Below are 17,360 nucleotides of genomic sequence, written 5' to 3'. Positions count from 1 at the left end.
TCCCGCGAGGGGATCGTCTGCCGTGTGGATCCTCGCCTTCCGGCTGATCCCGTCCTCCCGGAGGAGGACGTGGGAGAAGTTCTATGCCGTTCCGCGGCGGGGCGCAAGGGGTGGCGGCCAGGTTCTTGGGGCGATGTGGGCTTTCCGGCGTGTCGTCCACAACGGTCCCGGGCGGCGTCCACAGCCGGCGGGTGGTTCGTCCACAGGGTGTGGGCGCGGCTGTGGAGGACGGCTGGTTGAGTACGGGTACTCAGCGGTGCCGAGTAGGACCGCCGTGTGACGGGTCGGTCTTTCGTGGGGAGATGGTGGACATGCGTTATGCCGATCCGTCCTTGTGTCCTGGTTGCCGCTCGGACCTGCCGCACGGTGCAGCGACCTGCCCGACCTGTTCGCTGCCGGTCCGGCACCCGTTGGCGGTCGAGCTGTTCGCGACGTTGACCCGGGCGGACGTGCTCGTGGAACGGCTGCGCTCGGTCGCCCCGGCCGTGGGGCCGGCGCCCGCCGCACCCCTGCCGACCGCACCGCCCGCCGCGTCCCTGCCGCCCGCACCGCCGACCGCGCCGCCGGCGCCGGCGCCGTACGCCGCGGGGCTGGGCGTGGCGGCGGTGCCGCGGATCCTGCTCGGGCTGGGCGCCCTGTGCCTGCTGGTGGCGGCGGTGGTCTTCCTGGCGGTGTCGTGGTCGTGGCTCGGGGTTGGGGGGCGTACCGGCGTGCTGGTCTCGCTGACGGTGCTCGCGGCGGCGGCTGCGCTGGTGCTGCACCGGTTCGAGCTGCGCATCGCCGCGGAGTCGCTGAGCGTGGTCGCGCTCGGGCTGCTCGGGCTCGACCTGCTCGGCGCCGACGCGGCGGGCTGGTTCGGCGGCCTGTCGACCGGTGCGGTCGTCGGGGTGGCCGGCCTGACGACGGCCGTGGCCGGCACCGGGTTGGCGCTCCCCCGGCCCGCCGGCCGCCCTCGCCTGGTCGCGCCGCAGGTGGTCGCCGGGTTCGGCGCCCTCGTCGCCTGGGGCGGCTTCGCGGCGGAGACGTCCCACGACCTGGTGGCCGGCCACCTGATGGTGGTGGTTGCGGGCGCGGCCGCCGTCAGCTGCCGGCGGCCGCTGGTGGTGCAGGCGTGGGCGCTGGCCGGTGCCGCGGCCTGGGTCTGGGCGGCCACCGCGATGCTCGCGTTCTCGGTCGCGCTGTCCGACCCGACCCTCGGGACGATGTGGGGTGCGCAGGGCGCCGGGTGGTCGCTGCTGGTCTCCGCCGCCGCCCTGCTCGCGCCCGGCGCCGTGCTGCGGCACCGGGACCTGACCCTCGCCGCCGGGTCGCTGGCCGCGGTGCTCGTGACGACCGCGCTGAGCCTGCCGTGCGTGGACGAGCCGGTGGCCGTGCTCGGCCTGGTCGCCCCTCGCCGCGACCGCCGGGTGGACCCTGGCCCACTGGCTGCTGCCGCAGCCGCTGCGCACCGTCGCCATCGCTCCGGCCGCGGTCGGGTCGCTGCTGCTGCTCGGCCTGGCCGCGGTGACCGCGGTGGTGGCCGTCGCCCGGGTCGCGGCGACGGGGTGGGACCAGCCGCTCGACGTGCTGGTCGACGGCCCCGACCCGGTCACCGAGCCGCTGCTCACCGTGCCCTCGGCGCTGCTCCCGCTGCTGCTGGTGGCCCGGCTGTGGCCGCGACCCGCACGAGGCGGGCAGGGCGGTCGTGCCGCCTGGTGGGCGGCGGGCGGCGTGGTCGGCGGGCTCGCGGCGGTCGCGACCGCGGCGTCGTACGACGTGCCGCTGGTGGTCGTCGTCGCGGGGCTGCTGCTGGTCGCCGGTGCGGCACTCGCGTTCGGGCTGCTGTCCGGCGGTCGCCCGGAGACGGCGTTCGGGGCGGTCGGCCTGGCGGTCGCGATCGGTGCGGTGGCGGCCGGCCTGCCCAGCCTGGCCGTCCTCGCGGTCGCCGCGGCCGGCGCCCTCTCCCGTCGCCGCGGCGGCGCACGTGCTCGGCAGGGCCCGCGACCTGGCGTTCGCCGGCGGTCTGCTGCTGGCCCCGGCGGCGGCCCTGGTGGTGTGGAGCGCCGGTCCGGCCAGCGAGGTCGACGTCGCGCTCCTCGGCATACCCGCGCTGCTCGTCGTCGGGCTGCTGGTCGTCGTCCGCCCGCGGCTCGAGGTCGAGCTGCCCGCGGCCATCGTCGCGCCGGTCGCCGCGCTGCCCGCCGTGGCCGCGGCCGCCGACACCGGGTCCTCGCTCGCGCTGCACCTCACCGTCGCGGGCTGCCTGGTGGTGACGCACGCGCTGGTCCACCCCAGCCGTCGCGGCCTGACCTGGGCGGGCGCCGGCCTGTTCCTCCTCGCCAGCTGGGTGTGGCTGGGCGACGTCGGCATCACCGCGCCCGAGCCCTACACGCTGCCGCTCGCCGTGGGCCTGGTCGTCGTCGGCCTCGTGCGCCTCCGCCGGGACCCGCGGGCGACCACGACCGGCACGCTGGTCCCCGGTCTCCTGCTCGGCACCCTCCCTCGCTGGCGTGGGTGCTCGACGACCCGCTGACCGTCCGGGCGCTGGTGCTGGGCGCCGGGTGCCTGGCGCTGACGGTCGCCGGAGCCGCCCTCCGCTGGAGCGCACCGCTGGTGGTCGGGTCGGCGGTGGGTGCCGTGCTCGTGCTGCGTGAGATCGGGCCCTACGCCGGCGAGGTCCCGCAGTGGGTCTGGATCGGCCTCGCCGGGGCGCTGCTCACCACCGTGGGCATCACCTGGGAGCGGCGGCTGCTCGAGCTGCGGCGGGCGGTCGGGCTCCTCGGACGCCTGCGCTGACCGGGTCGGACGACCTGCTAGAAAGACGCCCATGGCAACCACGGCCCTCGGCGGCAACCCCGTGTCCACGCTCGGCGACCTCCCCGCGGTCGGCTCCCCGGCCCCCGCGTTCGAGCTGGTCGGCTCCGACTTCAGCACGGTCACCCTCCCGGAGGGCACCCGCGTGGTGCTCAACATCTTCCCGAGCATCGACACCGGCGTCTGTGCCGAGAGCGTCCGCCGGTTCAACAAGCTGGCTGCCGGTCTCGACGGCACCCGCGTGATCTGCGTGTCGCACGACCTCCCGATGGCCCAGGCCCGCTTCTGCGGCGCGGAGGGCATCGAGGACGTGACGGTCGCCTCGGCGTTCCGGTCGACGTTCGGCGAGGACTACGGCGTCCGGATGGTCGACGGGAAGTTCGAGGGGCTGCTGGCCCGCTCGGTGGTCGTCGTCGACGCCGACGGCACGGTGCTGCACACCGAGCTGGTCCCCGAGATCGCCACCGAGCCCGACTACGACGCCGCGGTCGCGGCGCTGCGCTGACCTGCGCTGACCTGCGCTGACCTGCGCTGACCTGCGCTGACCTGCGCTGACGGAGCCACCGGGAGGTCCCGGCCGGCGGGTGCGAGGTCACCCGCCGGGGTGCCAGTACGCCTGCGGCAGGTCGACCGCGCCGGAGCGGCGCAGCGGCGTGCCCTCCTCGAGGTAGCGCGCCCGCGCCTCCCTCGCCGTGGCTGGGCGGCAGCGTGCCGTCGGCCCGCACCACCCGCCACCACGGCACCGGCCCGCCGTGCCGTGACATCACCGACCCCACCCGGCGGGGGCCGCCGCCGACCACGTCGGCGATGCCGCCGTAGGTCGTCACCCGGCCGCGCGGGATCCGCTCCACGATCGACAGCACCTGCTCGACGTAGTCCTCCTGGTCCGGCCGCACCGGTCCATCGTGCCGCGCGCCCGCGCCCAGCGGGCGGAGGAACGCCGAGGGCCCCGTCGCCGTGCGACGGGGCCCTCGGGTGCTCCCCTCGGTGCGGTGGAACGCTCCATCGATCCAGGAGTGGCCCCGCGTGGTTCTCGGGTCACGCGCGACCTCACCGCTGTCAACGACAGCAGCAGGCCGCGGTTACGCCGCGAGCGTCAGTACGCCGGCTGGCTGGGGTCGATCTGGTTGACCCAGGCCACCACGCCGCCGCCCACGTGGACGGCGTCGTCGTAGCCGGCGCCCTTGACGACCGCCAGCGCCTCGGCCGAGCGCACCCCGCTCTTGCAGTGCAGCACGACCTGCTTGCCCGAGTCGACGGCGGGCAGCTGCGCGAGCGCGTTGCCGTTGAGGAACTCGCCCTTGGGGATGAGCACCGAGCCGGGGATCTTGTTGATCTCGAACTCGTTGGGCTCACGAACGTCGACCAGCACGAAGTCGCGGGTGCCCTCCTCGCGCTCCTTGAGCATGTGCTCGAGCTGGACGACGGAGATCGTCGCCTCCGCCGCGGCGTCGGCGGCCTCGTCGGAGACCGCGCCGCAGAAGTAGTCGTAGTCGATGAGCCCCGTGACGGTCGGGTTGTCCCCGCACAGTGCGCAGTTCGGGTCCTTGCGCACCTTGAGCTTGCGGTACTCCATCTCGAGGGCGTCGTAGATCATCAGCTTGCCGACCAGCGGGTCGCCGATGCCGGTCAGCAGCTTGATCGCCTCGTTGACCTGGATGGAGCCGATGCTGGCGCACAGGACGCCGAGCACGCCGCCCTCGGCGCAGCTGGGGACCATGCCCGGCGGCGGCGGCTCGGGGTAGAGGCAGCGGTAGCACGGCGCGTCCTCGGCGAGGGACGGGGCGAAGACCGAGGCCTGGCCGTCGAAGCGGTAGATCGAGCCCCACACGTAGGGGATCCCGAGGAAGTACGCCGCGTCGTTGACCATGTAGCGCGTCGCGAAGTTGTCGGTGCCGTCGATGATCAGGTCGTAGCCGCGGAACACGTCGAAGACGTTGTCGTTGTCGAGGCGCTCGTTGTGCAGCACGACCTGGACGTAGGGGTTGATCTCGGCGATCGAGTCGCGGGCCGACTCGGCCTTGGGTCGCCCGATGTCGGACTTGCCGTGGATGACCTGGCGCTGCAGGTTGGACTCGTCGACCTCGTCGAACTCGACGATGCCGAGCGTGCCCACCCCCGCGGCGGCGAGGTAGAGCAGCGCCGGGCTGCCGAGGCCGCCGGCGCCGATGACCAGCACCTTGGCGTTCTTGAGGCGCTTCTGCCCCGCCATGCCCACGTCGGGGATGATCAGGTGGCGGCTGTAGCGACGTACCTCGTCGATGGTCAGCTCGTCGGCCGGCTCGACCAGCGGCGCAAAGCTCACGATGTGCTCCTCGGGGGATCTGTCGGGTGGGGCCGTCCGGGCGGCCGTCTCGTGTCAACAGCGGTCCGGTCCGCCGTGTTCCCGCTGCCGGGCCCGGTCCCCATCGTCCGCCCGGTGCCCTCGCCGACCTCGGATGTACCGCCATCCGGACAAGCAGTCCGAGGGTTGGGACGAGGTGGAGCGAGGAGCGCCGGGCCGTCGGCTGTTCGTGAGTTACGCGGGAGTAGGCTCGCCGTGGCCGAAGCGGAGCAGGAGATCGAGGAGGTGCGCGTGGTCAGCAGGTCGTACGACGTCGAGGAGGCCCGTCCGCGCGGCGTCCGGATGCCGCGGCGCGAGCGCCGCGCGCAGCTGCTCTCCTCCGCCCTCGAGGTCTTCGTCGCCCACGGCTACCACGCCGCCGCGATGGACGACATCGCCGAGCGGGCCGGCGTCTCCAAACCGGTGCTCTACCAGCACTTCCCGGGCAAGCTCGACCTCTACCTCGCGCTGCTCGACGCGTCGTGCGACACGATCATCGCCAACTGCCGCGCGGCGCTGGAGTCGACGCAGGACAACAAGCAGCGGGTGACCGCGGCCATCGACGCGTTCTACGCCTACGTCACCCACGACGCCGGGGCCTTCCGCCTGGTGTTCGAGTCCGACCTCACCAGCGAGCCGGCGGTCCGCGACCACGTCGACCGCGTGACCACCGAGTGCGCCGACATGATCGCCGACGTCATCCACGAGGACACGGGCCTGCCCGGCGCCGCCTCGCAGCTGCTGGCGGTCTCGCTGGTGGGAATGGCGCAGGTCTCCGCGCGGTTCTGGATGGCGAACCAGGACGGGCCGCTCGGGCGCGAGCAGGCGGTGGCGCTGGTCTCCGGCCTCGCCTGGCGCGGCATCCGCGGCTACCCGCTCACCGAGGACCACTAGATTCGTTCCGGACAGCCGGAGCACGACGCACACGCATGAAGGAGATGACCGTGGAGGTCAAGATCGGCGTGCAGAACGCCGCCCGCGAGCTGGTCGTCGAGACCGACGAGAGCACCGACGCGATCGAGAAGCTCGTGACCGACGCGATCTCGGGGGCGGCGTGCTCACCCCTCAGCGACACCAAGGGCCGCCGCACGGTGGTGCCGGCCGAGAAGATCGCCTACGTCGAGATCGGCCGCAGCGTCGTCGGACAGGTCGGCTTCCGCTCGTAGGACCGGCCGCCCGCGGCGCACTCCGGGAACTCCTCGCCTCTCCTCAGCCGTTTCACAGGCAGCACGGGCAGAGTCGCTCGTGAACGGGAGGTCGTCATGCTGCAGTTCCGCTTCGCCGCCCAGAGCGACATCGGCAGGTTCCGCGGGCACAACGAGGACGCCGGCTACGCCGGTCCCTACCTGCTCTGCGTCGCCGATGGCGTCGGCGGCGCCGCCGCCGGCGAGGTGGCCGCGGCCACCACGGCGTACGTCGTCGCCGCCCGCGCCCTCGCCCACCCCGGCCACGACCCGCTCCGGCTCCTCGACGCCGCGGCGGGCGAGGCCCACGAGCAGCTGGTCGCCGGCGTGGCGGCCGACCCGGGCCGGGTCGGGATGGCGACCACGCTGACCGCCGTCCTCACCGACGGCGTCCGCACGGCGCTCGCCCAGGTCGGCGACTCGCGGGCCTACCTCCTGCGCGACGGCGGCCTCACCCAGCTCAGCCACGACCACACGATGGTGCAGGCGATGGTGGACGCGGGCCGGCTGACGGCCGCGGAGGCCGCGTCGTCGCCGTACCGTCACGTGGTGCTGCAGGCCGTCGACGCCGGCCACCAGCCGGCCCCCGACCTGCTGTGGCTCGACCTCCGCCCCCGGCGACCGGCTGCTGCTGTGCAGCGACGGCCTGACCGACGCGGTGTCCGACGCCGCGCTGGCCGAGCTCCTGGCCGTGCCCTCGCGCTCGATGGCGACGAGCAACCTGGTCGCCGCGGCGCTCGACGGCGGCAGCCGCGACAACGTCACCGTCGTCGTGGCCGACGTGGTCGACGACGCGCCGGTCGTCGGGACCGGGACGGTGATCGGCGCCGGCACCGACCTGCGCAACGTCGTCGACCCGGTCGCCGTGCGGCCGCTGCGGTCGGCCTGAGCTTTGCTTCGCGGCCGCACCCGCGCGCAGCGGCCGGATCAACTTATATTGGAGTCGTGACCACGACCACGTCGTACGAGTACGCCCGCCTGTGGGTGCCGCTGTACGACGCCGCCACGGTGGCCGTCGCCCGCCCGGTCTACCTGATCGAGGCCGCCGACGGCTTCGAGGGCATGGTCGCGGAGAAGAACACCACTCTGATCGGTGTCCTCAACGAGCTGGGTCGTGACGGCTGGCGCATCGACACCACCCCGATGCGCGTCACCAACCCCTCCCCCGAGTTCCAGCTGCTGATCGACGCCACCCTCGACGAGGTCGACGGCGGCTCGCTGAGCGACGCCGACGCCGGCGCGGTCAGCGAGTTCGACGTCTACGGGATGCGGCGCCGGCTGGCCTGAGCGACGTGGCGGTCAGCCCGCGGCGAACAGGTCGCCGTGCTGCCCGACCCGGTCGAGCACCTCGCGGAAGCCGAGCTGGTCGAGCCCGAGCTCGTCCTCGGCGCCGGCCTCGACCTCCTCCCAGGTCAGCGGCGCCGCGACGGTCGGGCGCTCCTTGCCGCGGAGGGAGTACGGCGACACGGTCGTCTTGGAGCCGGCGTTCTGGGACCAGTCGATGAAGACCTTGCCGCGCCGCTTGGACTTCGTCATGGTCGCGGTGACCAGCTCGGGACGGGCCGCCTGCAGCTCCTCGGCGACCTCCTTGGCGACCGCCGACGTCTCCTCCGACGGCAGCAGCGACGACAGCTCGGCGTAGAGGTGGAGACCCTTGCTGCCGCTGGTGACCGGCACCGCGTCGAGGCCGCGGGCCGCGAGCGCGTCGCGGGCGTGGAGCGCGACGACGCAGCACTCGTGCAGGCCGGCGGGCTCGCCCGGGTCGAGGTCGACGACCAGCCGGTCGGCGCCGCGCGGCTCACCCCGGTCGTCGACGGTCCACTGGTGGACGTGGAGCTCGAGGGCTGCCAGGTTGACGACCCACATCAGCGTCGCCAGGTCGTCGATGATCGGGAACACCAGGGTGTCGCCGTTGCGGCTGGGCCCGCGGGAGCCGGTGGTCGGCACCTCGACCGTGCGCACCCACGACGGCGTCCCGGCAGGCGCGTTCTTCTCGAAGAAGCTCATCGCCTGCACGCCGTGCGGCCACCGGATCCGGGTCACCGGACGCCCGGCGAGGTGCGGCAGCAGGACCGGCGCGACCCGGGCGTAGTAGTCGAGCACCTCGCCCTTCGTGGTGCCCGTGCGGGGGTAGAGCACCTTCTCCAGGTTGCTGAGCGTGAGGGTGCGGCCCTCGACGTCGACGTGGACCTCGGTCTTCCCGGCGGTCATCGGCCCACCGCGATCACCGGTTGCCGGGCCGGGTCGAGCACACCCATCAGCCGCTTCATCGTCCGGCGCGGGACGCTGACGCAACCGGCGGTCGCGCCCCTCCCGTTGACGTGGAGGAAGATGGCGCCGCCGCGCCGCCGCACCTGCTGACGGTTGAAGTCCATGACGATCGCCCACTCGTACTGGCGGCGGTAGTCGAGCAGCCGCTCGGAGGCGTCGGGGTGTCCGCTCGGGAGCCGCCAGCGGAAGCCGCCCTGCCGCCTGTTGCGGTAGCGGTTGTAGTGGGGCGAGGAGTTGTCGAGCACCCAGTAGTCGCCGCGCCGGACCTTGCGGTAGCGCACGGACCAGTCCGGGTCGGGACGGTGCATCCCGAACGCCCACCGCAGCCCGAACGTCCCGAGCGGGGTGTCCCCGCTGCCCTGCCGGCGTTGCCTGCGGGGCACGACGCCGCCGTAGCCGATCCGGCCGTCGCGGACCGAGAACCGCTTCCGCCACCGGCCGTCCTCGAGCGTCCAGTACGACACCCGGGCGTGGTGGCCGCGGGTGCGGTCGACCGTCACCACCTGTCCGGTCCGCTCGCGCAGCCGGACGTCGACCCCGCCGAGCGTGACCCGGCCGGCTCGCTGCGACGCGGTGTCCTCGGCGCGGGCGGGGGCCGGTGCGGGCGACGCGGCATCGAGGGTCGTGGCCACGACCGCGACGACCGCGACGACCGCGACCGCCACGGCGGCGAGGCTCCGGCCCGGGCTCACGCCTCCCCCAGCAGGTCGTCGGGGGTCAGGTCGTCGCGCACACCCTGGAAGGACGGCTGCCGCAGCCGGTCGTAGCCGACCCCGTGGGTGTCGACGTCGACGACGAGCACCGGCTCGGTCCACGTCGTCCCCCGCGCGTCCACCCGCGGCACCTCGTCGGCGAACGGGCTGGCGGTGCGGGTCAGCGGCGCGACCAGCCCGGCGAGCAGCCGCGACTGCTTGACCCCGATGCCGCTCCCGACGCGGCCGCGGTAGAGCAGGCCGTCGCGGGTCGGCTGCCCGACCAGCAGCGAGGCGAGGTGGGTGCCGCCCGTCTGCGGTCGCCAGCCGCCGATGACGAAGGAGCCGCGGTGGCGGTGGGCGAACTTGAGCCAGTGCGAGGTCCGCTCCCCCGGGCGGTAGGTCGAGTCCTGCCGCTTGCTCACGATCCCCTCGAGGCCCTGCGACCGGGTGGCCTGGTGGAGCATCGCGCCGTCGTCGTACGTCGCCGGCACCTGCCAGCCGGACCCGCCCAGGTCGAGCTGCTCGAGGCGCTTGCGCCGCTCGACCAGGGGCAGTCCGGTCAGGTCCTCGCCTCCCTGGCGGAGCAGGTCGAACACCATGTACGTCGCCGGCACCCGCTCGGCGAGCCGGGCGACGACCGTCTGCTTGCGGACGTGGATCCGCTCGGCGAGCACCCGGAAGTCCGGGACCCCGCGCTCGTTGAGGGCGATGATCTCGCCGTCCACCACGATGTCGTCGGCGCCGGCGGGCGGCTCGAGCAGCTCCGGCCAGGCCCCGGTGATCCGGTTGCCGTTGCGGCTGGTGAGGGTGACGGCCCCGGCGGCCCTGTCGGCACTGGCGGCCCTGGCGACGTGCCCGATCGCGCGCACGCCGTCCCACTTCACCTCGTGGCGCCACTCCTCGCTCGCCGGCACGTGGGTGCCGGCCGTGGCGAGCATCGGCAGCAGGACGGACACGGCCCCATCATGCCCGTCCGCCGACAGGGATCCCGTCCACGACGTGCCGGGCGATGGCCAGGCTCGACGTCGCCGCCGGCGAGGGAGCGTTGCGGACGCTGGTCACGCCGTCGCCGGTGACGATGCGGAAGTCGTCGACCAGGGTGCCGTCGCGCTCGACGGCCTGGGCGCGCACGCCCGCCCCCGCCCGCACCACGTCGGCGACCTGGATCTCCGGGACGTAGCGGCGCGCGACCCGCAGGTAGGCCTGCTTGGACAGCGACCCCCACGCCTCGACCGCGCCGGTGCGCCAGTGCGTGCGGGCCATCCGCCAGAACCCCGGCCAGGTCACGGTGCTGCGGACGTCGGCGAGCCGGAGGCCGGGCACCACGCCGTAGCCGTCGCGCCGCAGGGCGAGCACGGCGTTGGGCCCGACCTCGAGGCTGCCGTCGACGCGCCGGGTGAAGTGGACGCCGAGGAAGGGGTAGCGGGGGTCGGGCACCGGGTAGACCATGCCGCGCACGAGCTCGCGCCGGGGGCCGCGCACCGCGAGGTACTCGCCGCGGAACGGCACGATCCGCGGCTCGTCGTGGCCGTCGACGATGCGGCCGAGCCGGTCGGCCTCGAGGCCGGCGCAGAGCACGACGTGGTCGGCCACCAACGGCTCCCCCGGCACCCTCACCTCCAACCGGCCGCCGCGGCGGGCGACGCCGCTGACGAGGGTGCCGAGACGGACCTCGCCACCGGCGGCCGTCACCTCGCGCGCGAACGCCTCGGCGACCGCGGTGTAGTCGGTGATCGCGGTGCGGGGCGAGTGCAGCGCCGCGATGCCGGCGGCGTGCGGCTCGACGTCGCGGATGCCGGTCGCGTCGAGACGCACCAGGCCCGGCACACCGTTGTCGCGGGCAGTGCGCTCGAGCGCGTCGAACCGGCCGCGCTCCGCCTCCGACACCGCGACGACGAGCTTGCCGCACTCGACGTACGGGAGGGCGTGCTCCTCGCAGTAGTCGCGCAGCAGGTCGCGGCCGAGAGCGCACAGCCGGGCCTTGAGGCTGCCGGGCCGGTAGTAGATGCCGGCGTGCACGACGCCGGAGTTGTGCCCGGTCTGGTGGGCGGCCAGCCGCGGCTCCTTCTCCAGCACCACCACGCGGAGACCGTCGTACCGCCGGGTCAGCTCGCGGGCGACGGCGAGCCCGACGATGCCGCCTCCGACCACGGTGATCGAGTCCAAGGTCCCGCCTCCCTCCGCCGCGACGATCGTGCTCCGGTCAGTTTGCCCGTACCCTCGTTGTCATGCGTGCGATCTGGAAGGGGTGCGGTCTCCTTCGGGCTGGTCAGCGTGCCGGTGAAGCTCTACTCCGCCACCGAGAGCCACGACGTGTCGTTCCGGCAGGTGCACGCCAAGGACGGCGGACGCATCAAGTACCAGCGGGTGTGCTCGATCGACGGCGAGGAGGTGCCGTACTCCGACATCGCCAAGGGCTACGAGACCGAGGACGGCGAGATGGTCGTCCTCACCGACGACGACCTGGCCGCGCTGCCGACCACCTCCTCCCGGGAGATCGCGGTCGAGAAGTTCGTGCCGAGCGACCAGATCGACCCGATGCTGCTGGAGAAGTCCTACTACCTCGAGCCCGAGGCCAACGGCGCCAAGCCCTACGCGCTGCTGCGGCGAGGCGCTGCTCGAGGCCGACCGGATGGCGGTCGTGACCGTCGCGCTGCGGCAGCGCACGACGACCGCCGTGCTCCGGGTCCGCGACGACGTCATCGTGCTGCAGACGATGATGTGGCCCGACGAGATCCGCCAGCCCGACTTCACGATCGAGACCGGCGAGGTCAAGGACGCCGAGGTCACGATGGCCCGGATGCTCGTCGAGACGCTCGCCGGCGACTTCGACGCGAGCGAGTTCGAGGACGACTACGCCGAGGCCGTGCAGGCGATGGTCAAGGCCAAGATCGAGGGCGGCGACATCAAGCGCACCCCCACCTCGACCAAGACCGGCGGCGAGGTCGTCGACCTGCTGGCCGCCCTCCAGCGCTCGGTCGAGGCCGCCCAGACCGCCCGCGGCGACGAGCCGGAGGAGGAGAAGCCGGCGAAGAAGGCGGCCAAGAAGACCGCCGCCAAGAAGACCGCCGGGAAGGCGCCCGCCAAGAAGGCCCCGGCGAAGAAGACCGCCGCCAAGAAGGCGACGAAGAAGACCGCGAGCAAGCGCGCGGCCGCCAAGAAGGCCAGCTGACCCCTCGGTCGAGGCGTCAGCCGACCGTCTGCTCGGCCTCCGCGATCAGGTCCTTCACCGCGTCGATGGCGCGGATCCGGCCGCTGGCCACCGGTGAGCCCTCGTCGAGGTGGATCGAGGTCGGCAGGCCGATCAGCTCGCCGTCGTTGTCGACGGCCATGCCGCCGGAGTTGCCCGGCGAGATCCGCGCGTCGGTGTCGAACTCCGAGCGCGGCCCGAGCTCGGGGTCGTTGATCACGGTCGAGATCAACCCGCCCGTCACCGAGATCGAGTCGCCGGAGCCGGCGACCGCGGGGAAGCCGAGCACGGTGACCGGGTCGCCCGCCCGCAGGTCCTCGGAGCTGCCGATCGGCACGGTGGGGAGGTCGAGCTCCTCCTCGAGCTCGGAGCCGTCGGCGGCGGCGTAGATCTGCACGACCGCCGCGTCGAGGTATCCGTCGGCGACGACGACCCGGGCGCGGTAGGCCGGTGGCGCGTTCGTGTCGGTCATGCCGTCGGTGAGCGAGATCAGCACGTACTCGGGGTTCGCGATCGCGGCACCCGGACCGTACTGCTCGACGACGCCGGGCGCCTCCGGGGCGGCGACGTGCGCGTTGGTGAGGATCAGCCCGTCGGAGCGGATGATCGAGCCCGACCCGGCGTAGGTGATCGGCTGGGACGGGACGCCCACGGGGTGGCTCTCGGCGATGATCTTGACCGCCGCCGCCTTGGCGACCTCGAGCTCCCTGGGGGGACAGCTCGTCGGAGCCGCCGTCGCCGTCGGTCGCGCTGCTGCCGTCACCGGGGGCGGCGCTGCCGGGCTCGTCGTCGTCGAGCCACACGGCCACGCCGAGAGCGGTGCCGATCACGGCGAGGACCGCCACCACCGCCCCGACGACGGCCAGGCGCCGGCCGAGCCGCCGGCGGGCGATCCGGCGCTCCTCCTCCGCGGCCGACAGGATCGGCACCAGCGTGACCTCGGGACCGGCGACCGGGTGGCCGAGCCGGACGGCGATCCGCTCGTCGAACCGCCGGGTCTGGATCCGCCGCCCGTCGAGGAAGGTGCCCTCGTTGGACACGTTGGTGTAGACCCACGCGCCGGGCACCGCGGCGACGTGGGCGTGCTGGCGCGACGCGGCGGGATCGGTCAGGACGACCGTGCAGTCGGTGCGGCGGCCGATGGTGATCTGGGCCGGGTGCCGGAACCGGTACTCGCGGCCCCTCCGCCACCAGCAGCAGGTCGGGTCCGGTGCGCGGCGGCGGGAACGCTCCGCCGACGCCGGGCGGGCCGGCGGGGCTGCGCCGCGAGCACCTGGGTCTGGTCCATCCCGTCCATGCCGTTCGCGCCGTTCGTCCCATTCGCCCCCGGCCGGCGCCGCCGCCGGGACCGGTGGCGGGGGCGCAGGCGGCTGCACCGGACCGGGCGGCACCTGCGCATGGCCCGGGGCCGCCGACGGTGCCCGGTCGCCCGGGGTGATCGTCAGCGACGAGCCCGGCGCCGGCGGACCGCAGCTGACGACGGTGCGACCGCTGATCGGGTGCTCCGTGACCCGCCGGCCGTCGACGAACGTGCCGAACTGGCTGCCGGTGTCGACCAGCACCCAGGTGCCGTCGACCGGCCGCAGCTCGGCGTGCTGACGCGACACCGAGCCGGCGGTCAGGACCACGTCGGCCTCGATCGCCCGGCCGACCCGGACCACCGACCTGCCCTCGAGGCGCAGGACGCGACCGTCCACCTCGACCACCAGCGGAGACATGCGCGCCACCCTAGGCCGTCTCGCCCGGCGTGCCCGGACGGCGTACGTGGACGGTGGCCTCGCGGATCCGGATCCGCGCGCCCGGCACCAGCTCGATGGTCCGGTCGGGGTCGAGCACCAGGTCCTGGCCGCCGGGGTAGGCGACCGGCCACCGCTGGTCGGAGGCGTTGTGCAGCCCCCACCGCGCGGGGTCCTGCGGGTGCTGCCGCAGCTGGCCGACCACGACCGGGTGGTCCACCCCGGACGCGAGGTGGTCGGAGCGGATCGTGGTCTGCGGACCGACCGCGATCGTGCGCCGCCCGACCTGCAGGACGTACGGCGGCCGCACCAGCGTGCCGTCCTGCCAGCAGGGGACGCCGTCCTGACCGGGGCTCCAGAAGTTCGTCGTGCCGCAGGTCGGGCAGGTGAGCAGGCCGTCGCGCAGCCGGTCCATCGCCTTGATCCACTGCCCCTCGGTCACCCGCGCGCCGGGCCGCTCGAGGCCGTCGACGAACGCCTGCACGAACAGGTCGCGGAGGAACTGCGGGTAGATCCGCCAGTACTGCTCCACGATCTCGGCGGGACGGTTGTCGGTGCGGCTCGGGTGCATGCAGAAGAGCGGGTCGGTGCCGAAGTGGGTCATCAGCCAGTGCGCGTCGCGCATGCCCGCGTCGGTGCGCGCGCCCTCGAGCGGGTGGCCGAGGAACAGCGAGTAGAACAGCAGCACCGCGAGCGAGTGGCGGTCGGTGTCGGTGTTGGGGAGGGTGCGGTACGTCGTGTCGCGGACCACCTCGGGCGCCATGAAGTACGGCGTCCCCAGCACCCGCCCGGTGCCGTTGTCGATCCCGACGTTGTCGTTGTCGCAGATCAGGACGTCGCCGTTCGCCGGGTCGAAGAAGACGTTGCCGAAGGAGATGTCGCGGTAGCACAGGCCGCGCGCGTGGAGGCGCAGGAAGCTGTAGCTGAGCTGGCGGCAGAGCTCGATGATCGAGGCGAAGGTGACGTCGAGCGGCCGGCCGTCGCGGTCGGTGTTGAGCAGCAGGTAGCTCAGCTCGAGGAACCGCGGGTCGCGCAGCTGCATCACGTAGCCGAAGCTCGGCTGGTCGGCGACCCGCGCCATGCTGAGCGGCCACAGGAACCGCTGGTGCGGCGATCCGATCTCGACCAGCTGCTGCATCTCCTGCCACTGCTGGGAGGTGGCGCTGTCGGGCTTGTACCACTTCAGCGCGAGCGGCTCGCCGGTGTCGCGGCGTACCTCGAAGACGTAGCCCTGGCCGCCCTGACCGATCAGCGAGGTGACGCGGGCTCGACCCAGCGGACCGAGGTCGACCTCGACGCCCTCTGCCAGCACCATGGGTGTCGCCGACCTCCGTGCTCTGTTCCCCCGCGGAACGCCTGTGCGTTGTGTGACAATCTATAGCCTCGTCTTCGACGGCGACGTCCAAACCCGGTATCAGGAGATGGCATGAGTGACCGCTTGGGCGGCGCCCTCGCGCGCAAGCCCCTCCACTTCATCTTCGTGCTGGACGTGTCCGGCTCGATGCTGCGTGGAGGCCGCATCCAGGCCCTCAACAACGCCATCTCCGAGGTGCTGCCGCACCTGAAGGACGAGGCGCGGGCCAACCCGCACGCCGAGTTGCTGGTGCGCGTGCTCGCGTTCGCCAACGAGCCGCGGTGGGTGATCCAGCAGCCGACCCCGGTCGACCAGGTGCACTGGGAGCGGCTCGAGGCGGTGCCGCGCGGGTTCACCGAGCTCGGCAGCGCACTGCTGACGCTCACCGACGCCCTCGACGGCCTCGACGAGTCCTCGAGCGCCTACCCGCCGGCGATCATCCTGGTCTCCGACGGCCGGCCGACGCAGAGCAGCGGCACGACGTTCGCCGAGGGCCTGCAGGCGCTGCTCAACAACCGCTGGGGGCGCCACCGCCGTGCGGCTCGCCCTCGGCGTGGGCCGCGACGCCGACATGCACTCCCTTCGCCGGTTCATCGGCGACGAGGAGATCCCGCTGCTGCGGGCCGACAACCCCGAGCAGCTCGTCGAGTACATCGTGTGGGCGTCGAAGGCCGCCAGCAAGGTGGCCTCGCGACCCGCGGTCGGCGGCGGGCTGACCGCCGCTCCCCCGAGCCCGATCGGTGACCCGATCTGGAGCACCCTCGGATGACCGGACCCGTCGGCACCGGCTGGCGCACCCTCTCGGGAGCCCGGATCGGTTCGGTCCACGTGCGCGACGAGCTGCCCATCCAGGACGCGGTGCACACCTGGAGCGACGGCGACCAGGCGGTGGTGGCCGTCGCCGACGGTCACGGGCACCGCGCCCACTTCCGCAGCGACACCGGCGCTGCGCTCGCGGCGGTCAGCGCCGTCGAGGAGCTGCGGCGGATCCTGCCCGACCTCACCGACCCCACGACCGCGGGCGACCTCGTCGCGAGGGCGGCCGCCTCGATCGTCGACACCTGGGTCGCGAAGGTGACCCACCACGCCGAGGCCAACCCGTTCCCCCGACACCGCGCCGCCGCCGGACCCGCTGCAGCCCTACGGCAGCACCCTGCTGGCGGCCGCCGTCAACGGCGACCTGATGGTGTTCCTGCAGATCGGCGACGGCGACGCCGTCGTCGTGACCGCGCGCGGGGAGGCCGGCCGCGCCGTTCCCGACGACCCCGAGCTCGACGGTGTCCACACCAGCTCGCTGTGCCAGCCCGACCCCCTCCGCTCGCTGCGCACCGGCGTCGTCGACGTCCGTGCCGACGGCGTCGTCCTCGCGTTCCTCTGCACCGACGGGTTCGGCACCTCCCGGGTCGACGCCGACGGCTGGTGGCGCCAGACCGGCGAGCAGCTCGTCGACTTCGGCCGCACTCGCGGCCTGGACTGGATCGCCGCCCAGCTCCCCGACTGGCTCGACGAGCCCGCCCGCATCGGCGGCGACGACACGTCCATGGTCATCCTGGCCCGACAGGACCTCGAGCACAGCACGAAGCCGGCGCCCGCCGCCGGCTGACCGTCACCGCAAGGTGCTGCGGGCGACCGGCCAGTGCCGGCGGCAGGAGGTCGTGGACCAGACGGACCGGCTGGTCGGCGGTGGGGGGCCTCGGCGAGGGTGAGGGGGCTCGGGTGGGCGCGGGCCTCGGGAGCGCGCAGATTCATCACGGTATGCAGACGAACCCGCGCCTCCCACGGTGGGTACGCCATAGGGAGCGCCAACTCACCGA

The 17,360-nt window shown here is 73.7% G+C and carries 18 protein-coding genes and 2 pseudogenes; 11 read left to right on the top strand and 9 right to left on the bottom strand.

The window, feature by feature from the left end; all coding sequences use genetic code 11:
• Positions 1 to 410 precede the first annotated feature (410 nt).
• Genes MF408_RS17340 through tpx form a run of 4 tightly spaced genes read left to right on the top strand, consistent with a single transcriptional unit; the run spans position 411 to position 3,298 of the window.
• A complete protein-coding gene (locus MF408_RS17340) occupies positions 411 to 2,252 on the top strand; it encodes a hypothetical protein (protein WP_240248733.1) in 1,842 nt (613 codons plus the stop codon).
• The gene (locus tag MF408_RS17335) at positions 2,249 to 2,512 is read left to right on the top strand and encodes a hypothetical protein (RefSeq protein ID WP_240248732.1); all 264 of its coding nucleotides are present in this window, start codon (positions 2,249 to 2,251) and stop codon (positions 2,510 to 2,512) included. The genes MF408_RS17340 and MF408_RS17335 overlap by 4 nt, the downstream gene beginning before the upstream one ends.
• Positions 2,494 to 2,775: a hypothetical protein gene (locus MF408_RS17330; RefSeq protein WP_240248731.1), complete on the top strand. Its 282-nt coding sequence runs from the start codon at positions 2,494 to 2,496 to the stop codon at positions 2,773 to 2,775. The genes MF408_RS17335 and MF408_RS17330 overlap by 19 nt, the downstream gene beginning before the upstream one ends.
• Before the next feature lie 31 nt (positions 2,776 to 2,806).
• Entirely contained in the window at positions 2,807 to 3,298 is a 492-nt protein-coding gene (gene tpx / locus MF408_RS17325; RefSeq protein WP_240248730.1) for a thiol peroxidase, read from the top strand.
• A gap of 244 nt (positions 3,299 to 3,542) precedes the next feature.
• On the opposite strand, the pseudogene MF408_RS27045 reads toward tpx, so the two are convergent.
• Positions 3,543 to 3,620, bottom strand: a pseudogene (locus MF408_RS27045) (cysteine methyltransferase); the annotation flags it as partial.
• Between the two features lie 269 nt (positions 3,621 to 3,889).
• The gene (gene moeZ, locus MF408_RS17315; protein ID WP_240248729.1) at positions 3,890 to 5,098 is read right to left on the bottom strand and encodes an adenylyltransferase/sulfurtransferase MoeZ; all 1,209 of its coding nucleotides are present in this window, start codon (positions 5,096 to 5,098) and stop codon (positions 3,890 to 3,892) included.
• 321 nt (positions 5,099 to 5,419) lie between these two features.
• Here moeZ and MF408_RS17310 point away from each other — a divergent pair, with 321 nt between their 5' ends.
• From MF408_RS17310 to MF408_RS17300, 3 genes are all read left to right on the top strand, one after another.
• Positions 5,420 to 6,010 (top strand): TetR/AcrR family transcriptional regulator, encoded by a 591-nt coding sequence (locus tag MF408_RS17310; RefSeq protein ID WP_240251988.1) that lies wholly within the window; start codon positions 5,420 to 5,422, stop codon positions 6,008 to 6,010.
• Positions 6,011 to 6,045: 35 nt separating this feature from the next.
• Positions 6,046 to 6,282, top strand: coding sequence for a DUF3107 domain-containing protein (locus MF408_RS17305; protein WP_240248728.1), 237 nt, complete (start codon positions 6,046 to 6,048; stop codon positions 6,280 to 6,282).
• A 96-nt stretch (positions 6,283 to 6,378) separates the two neighbouring features.
• Positions 6,379 to 7,587 carry a protein phosphatase 2C domain-containing protein gene (locus MF408_RS17300; protein ID WP_240248727.1) on the top strand — a complete coding sequence of 403 codons (1,209 nt, stop codon included), beginning with the start codon at positions 6,379 to 6,381 and terminating at the stop codon, positions 7,585 to 7,587.
• A 12-nt stretch (positions 7,588 to 7,599) separates the two neighbouring features.
• On the opposite strand, the gene ligD is transcribed toward MF408_RS17300, so the two are convergent.
• Genes ligD through lhgO form a run of 4 tightly spaced genes read right to left on the bottom strand, consistent with a single transcriptional unit; the run spans position 7,600 to position 11,432 of the window.
• Positions 7,600 to 8,511, bottom strand: coding sequence for a non-homologous end-joining DNA ligase (ligD, locus tag MF408_RS17295; protein WP_240248726.1), 912 nt, complete (start codon positions 8,509 to 8,511; stop codon positions 7,600 to 7,602).
• Complete coding sequence (locus tag MF408_RS17290; RefSeq protein ID WP_240248725.1) at positions 8,508 to 9,236, bottom strand: L,D-transpeptidase family protein; 729 nt, start codon at positions 9,234 to 9,236, stop codon at positions 8,508 to 8,510. Before MF408_RS17290 ends, ligD begins: the two co-directional genes overlap by 4 nt.
• 23 nt (positions 9,237 to 9,259) lie before the next feature.
• Positions 9,260 to 10,222: a DNA ligase gene (locus tag MF408_RS17285; protein ID WP_240248724.1), complete on the bottom strand. Its 963-nt coding sequence runs from the start codon at positions 10,220 to 10,222 to the stop codon at positions 9,260 to 9,262.
• 7 nt (positions 10,223 to 10,229) lie between these two features.
• On the bottom strand, positions 10,230 to 11,432 hold the full coding sequence (gene lhgO / locus MF408_RS17280; RefSeq protein ID WP_240248723.1) for an L-2-hydroxyglutarate oxidase: 1,203 nt from the start codon (positions 11,430 to 11,432) through the stop codon (positions 10,230 to 10,232).
• A gap of 66 nt (positions 11,433 to 11,498) precedes the next feature.
• On the opposite strand from lhgO, the pseudogene MF408_RS27040 reads away from it, so the two are divergent.
• Both MF408_RS27040 and MF408_RS27035 read left to right on the top strand, forming a co-directional pair.
• Positions 11,499 to 11,816 (top strand): annotated as a pseudogene (locus MF408_RS27040) (Ku protein); the annotation flags it as partial.
• 82 nt (positions 11,817 to 11,898) lie between these two features.
• Complete coding sequence (locus MF408_RS27035; RefSeq protein ID WP_345893755.1) at positions 11,899 to 12,438, top strand: Ku protein; 540 nt, start codon at positions 11,899 to 11,901, stop codon at positions 12,436 to 12,438.
• A gap of 16 nt (positions 12,439 to 12,454) precedes the next feature.
• On the opposite strand, the gene MF408_RS17270 is transcribed toward MF408_RS27035, so the two are convergent.
• On the bottom strand, positions 12,455 to 13,108 hold the full coding sequence (locus MF408_RS17270; protein WP_240248722.1) for a serine protease: 654 nt from the start codon (positions 13,106 to 13,108) through the stop codon (positions 12,455 to 12,457).
• A 1,076-nt stretch (positions 13,109 to 14,184) separates the two neighbouring features.
• Positions 14,185 to 15,507, bottom strand: a complete 1,323-nt coding sequence (locus tag MF408_RS17265) for a hypothetical protein (protein WP_240248721.1) — start codon at positions 15,505 to 15,507, stop codon at positions 14,185 to 14,187.
• Positions 15,508 to 15,618: 111 nt separating this feature from the next.
• Here MF408_RS17265 and MF408_RS17260 point away from each other — a divergent pair, with 111 nt between their 5' ends.
• On the top strand, positions 15,619 to 16,290 hold the full coding sequence (locus MF408_RS17260; RefSeq protein ID WP_240248720.1) for a VWA domain-containing protein: 672 nt from the start codon (positions 15,619 to 15,621) through the stop codon (positions 16,288 to 16,290).
• A 164-nt stretch (positions 16,291 to 16,454) separates the two neighbouring features.
• Here the strand turns inward: MF408_RS17260 and MF408_RS25770 are convergent, their stop codons facing one another.
• Complete coding sequence (locus tag MF408_RS25770) at positions 16,455 to 16,607, bottom strand: hypothetical protein (RefSeq protein ID WP_275693210.1); 153 nt, start codon at positions 16,605 to 16,607, stop codon at positions 16,455 to 16,457.
• A 71-nt stretch (positions 16,608 to 16,678) separates the two neighbouring features.
• Here MF408_RS25770 and MF408_RS25765 point away from each other — a divergent pair, with 71 nt between their 5' ends.
• Positions 16,679 to 17,149, top strand: a complete 471-nt coding sequence (locus MF408_RS25765) for a protein phosphatase 2C domain-containing protein (RefSeq protein ID WP_275693492.1) — start codon at positions 16,679 to 16,681, stop codon at positions 17,147 to 17,149.
• Positions 17,150 to 17,360 lie beyond the last annotated feature (211 nt).

The sequence above is a fragment of the Nocardioides sp. TF02-7 genome (genome assembly GCF_022437945.1).
In the GTDB taxonomy this organism is placed as follows: Bacteria; Actinomycetota; Actinomycetes; order Propionibacteriales; family Nocardioidaceae; genus Nocardioides.
The sequence above is the reverse complement of the archived record's forward strand: the minus strand, read 5'-3'. Positions and strand labels throughout refer to the sequence as shown.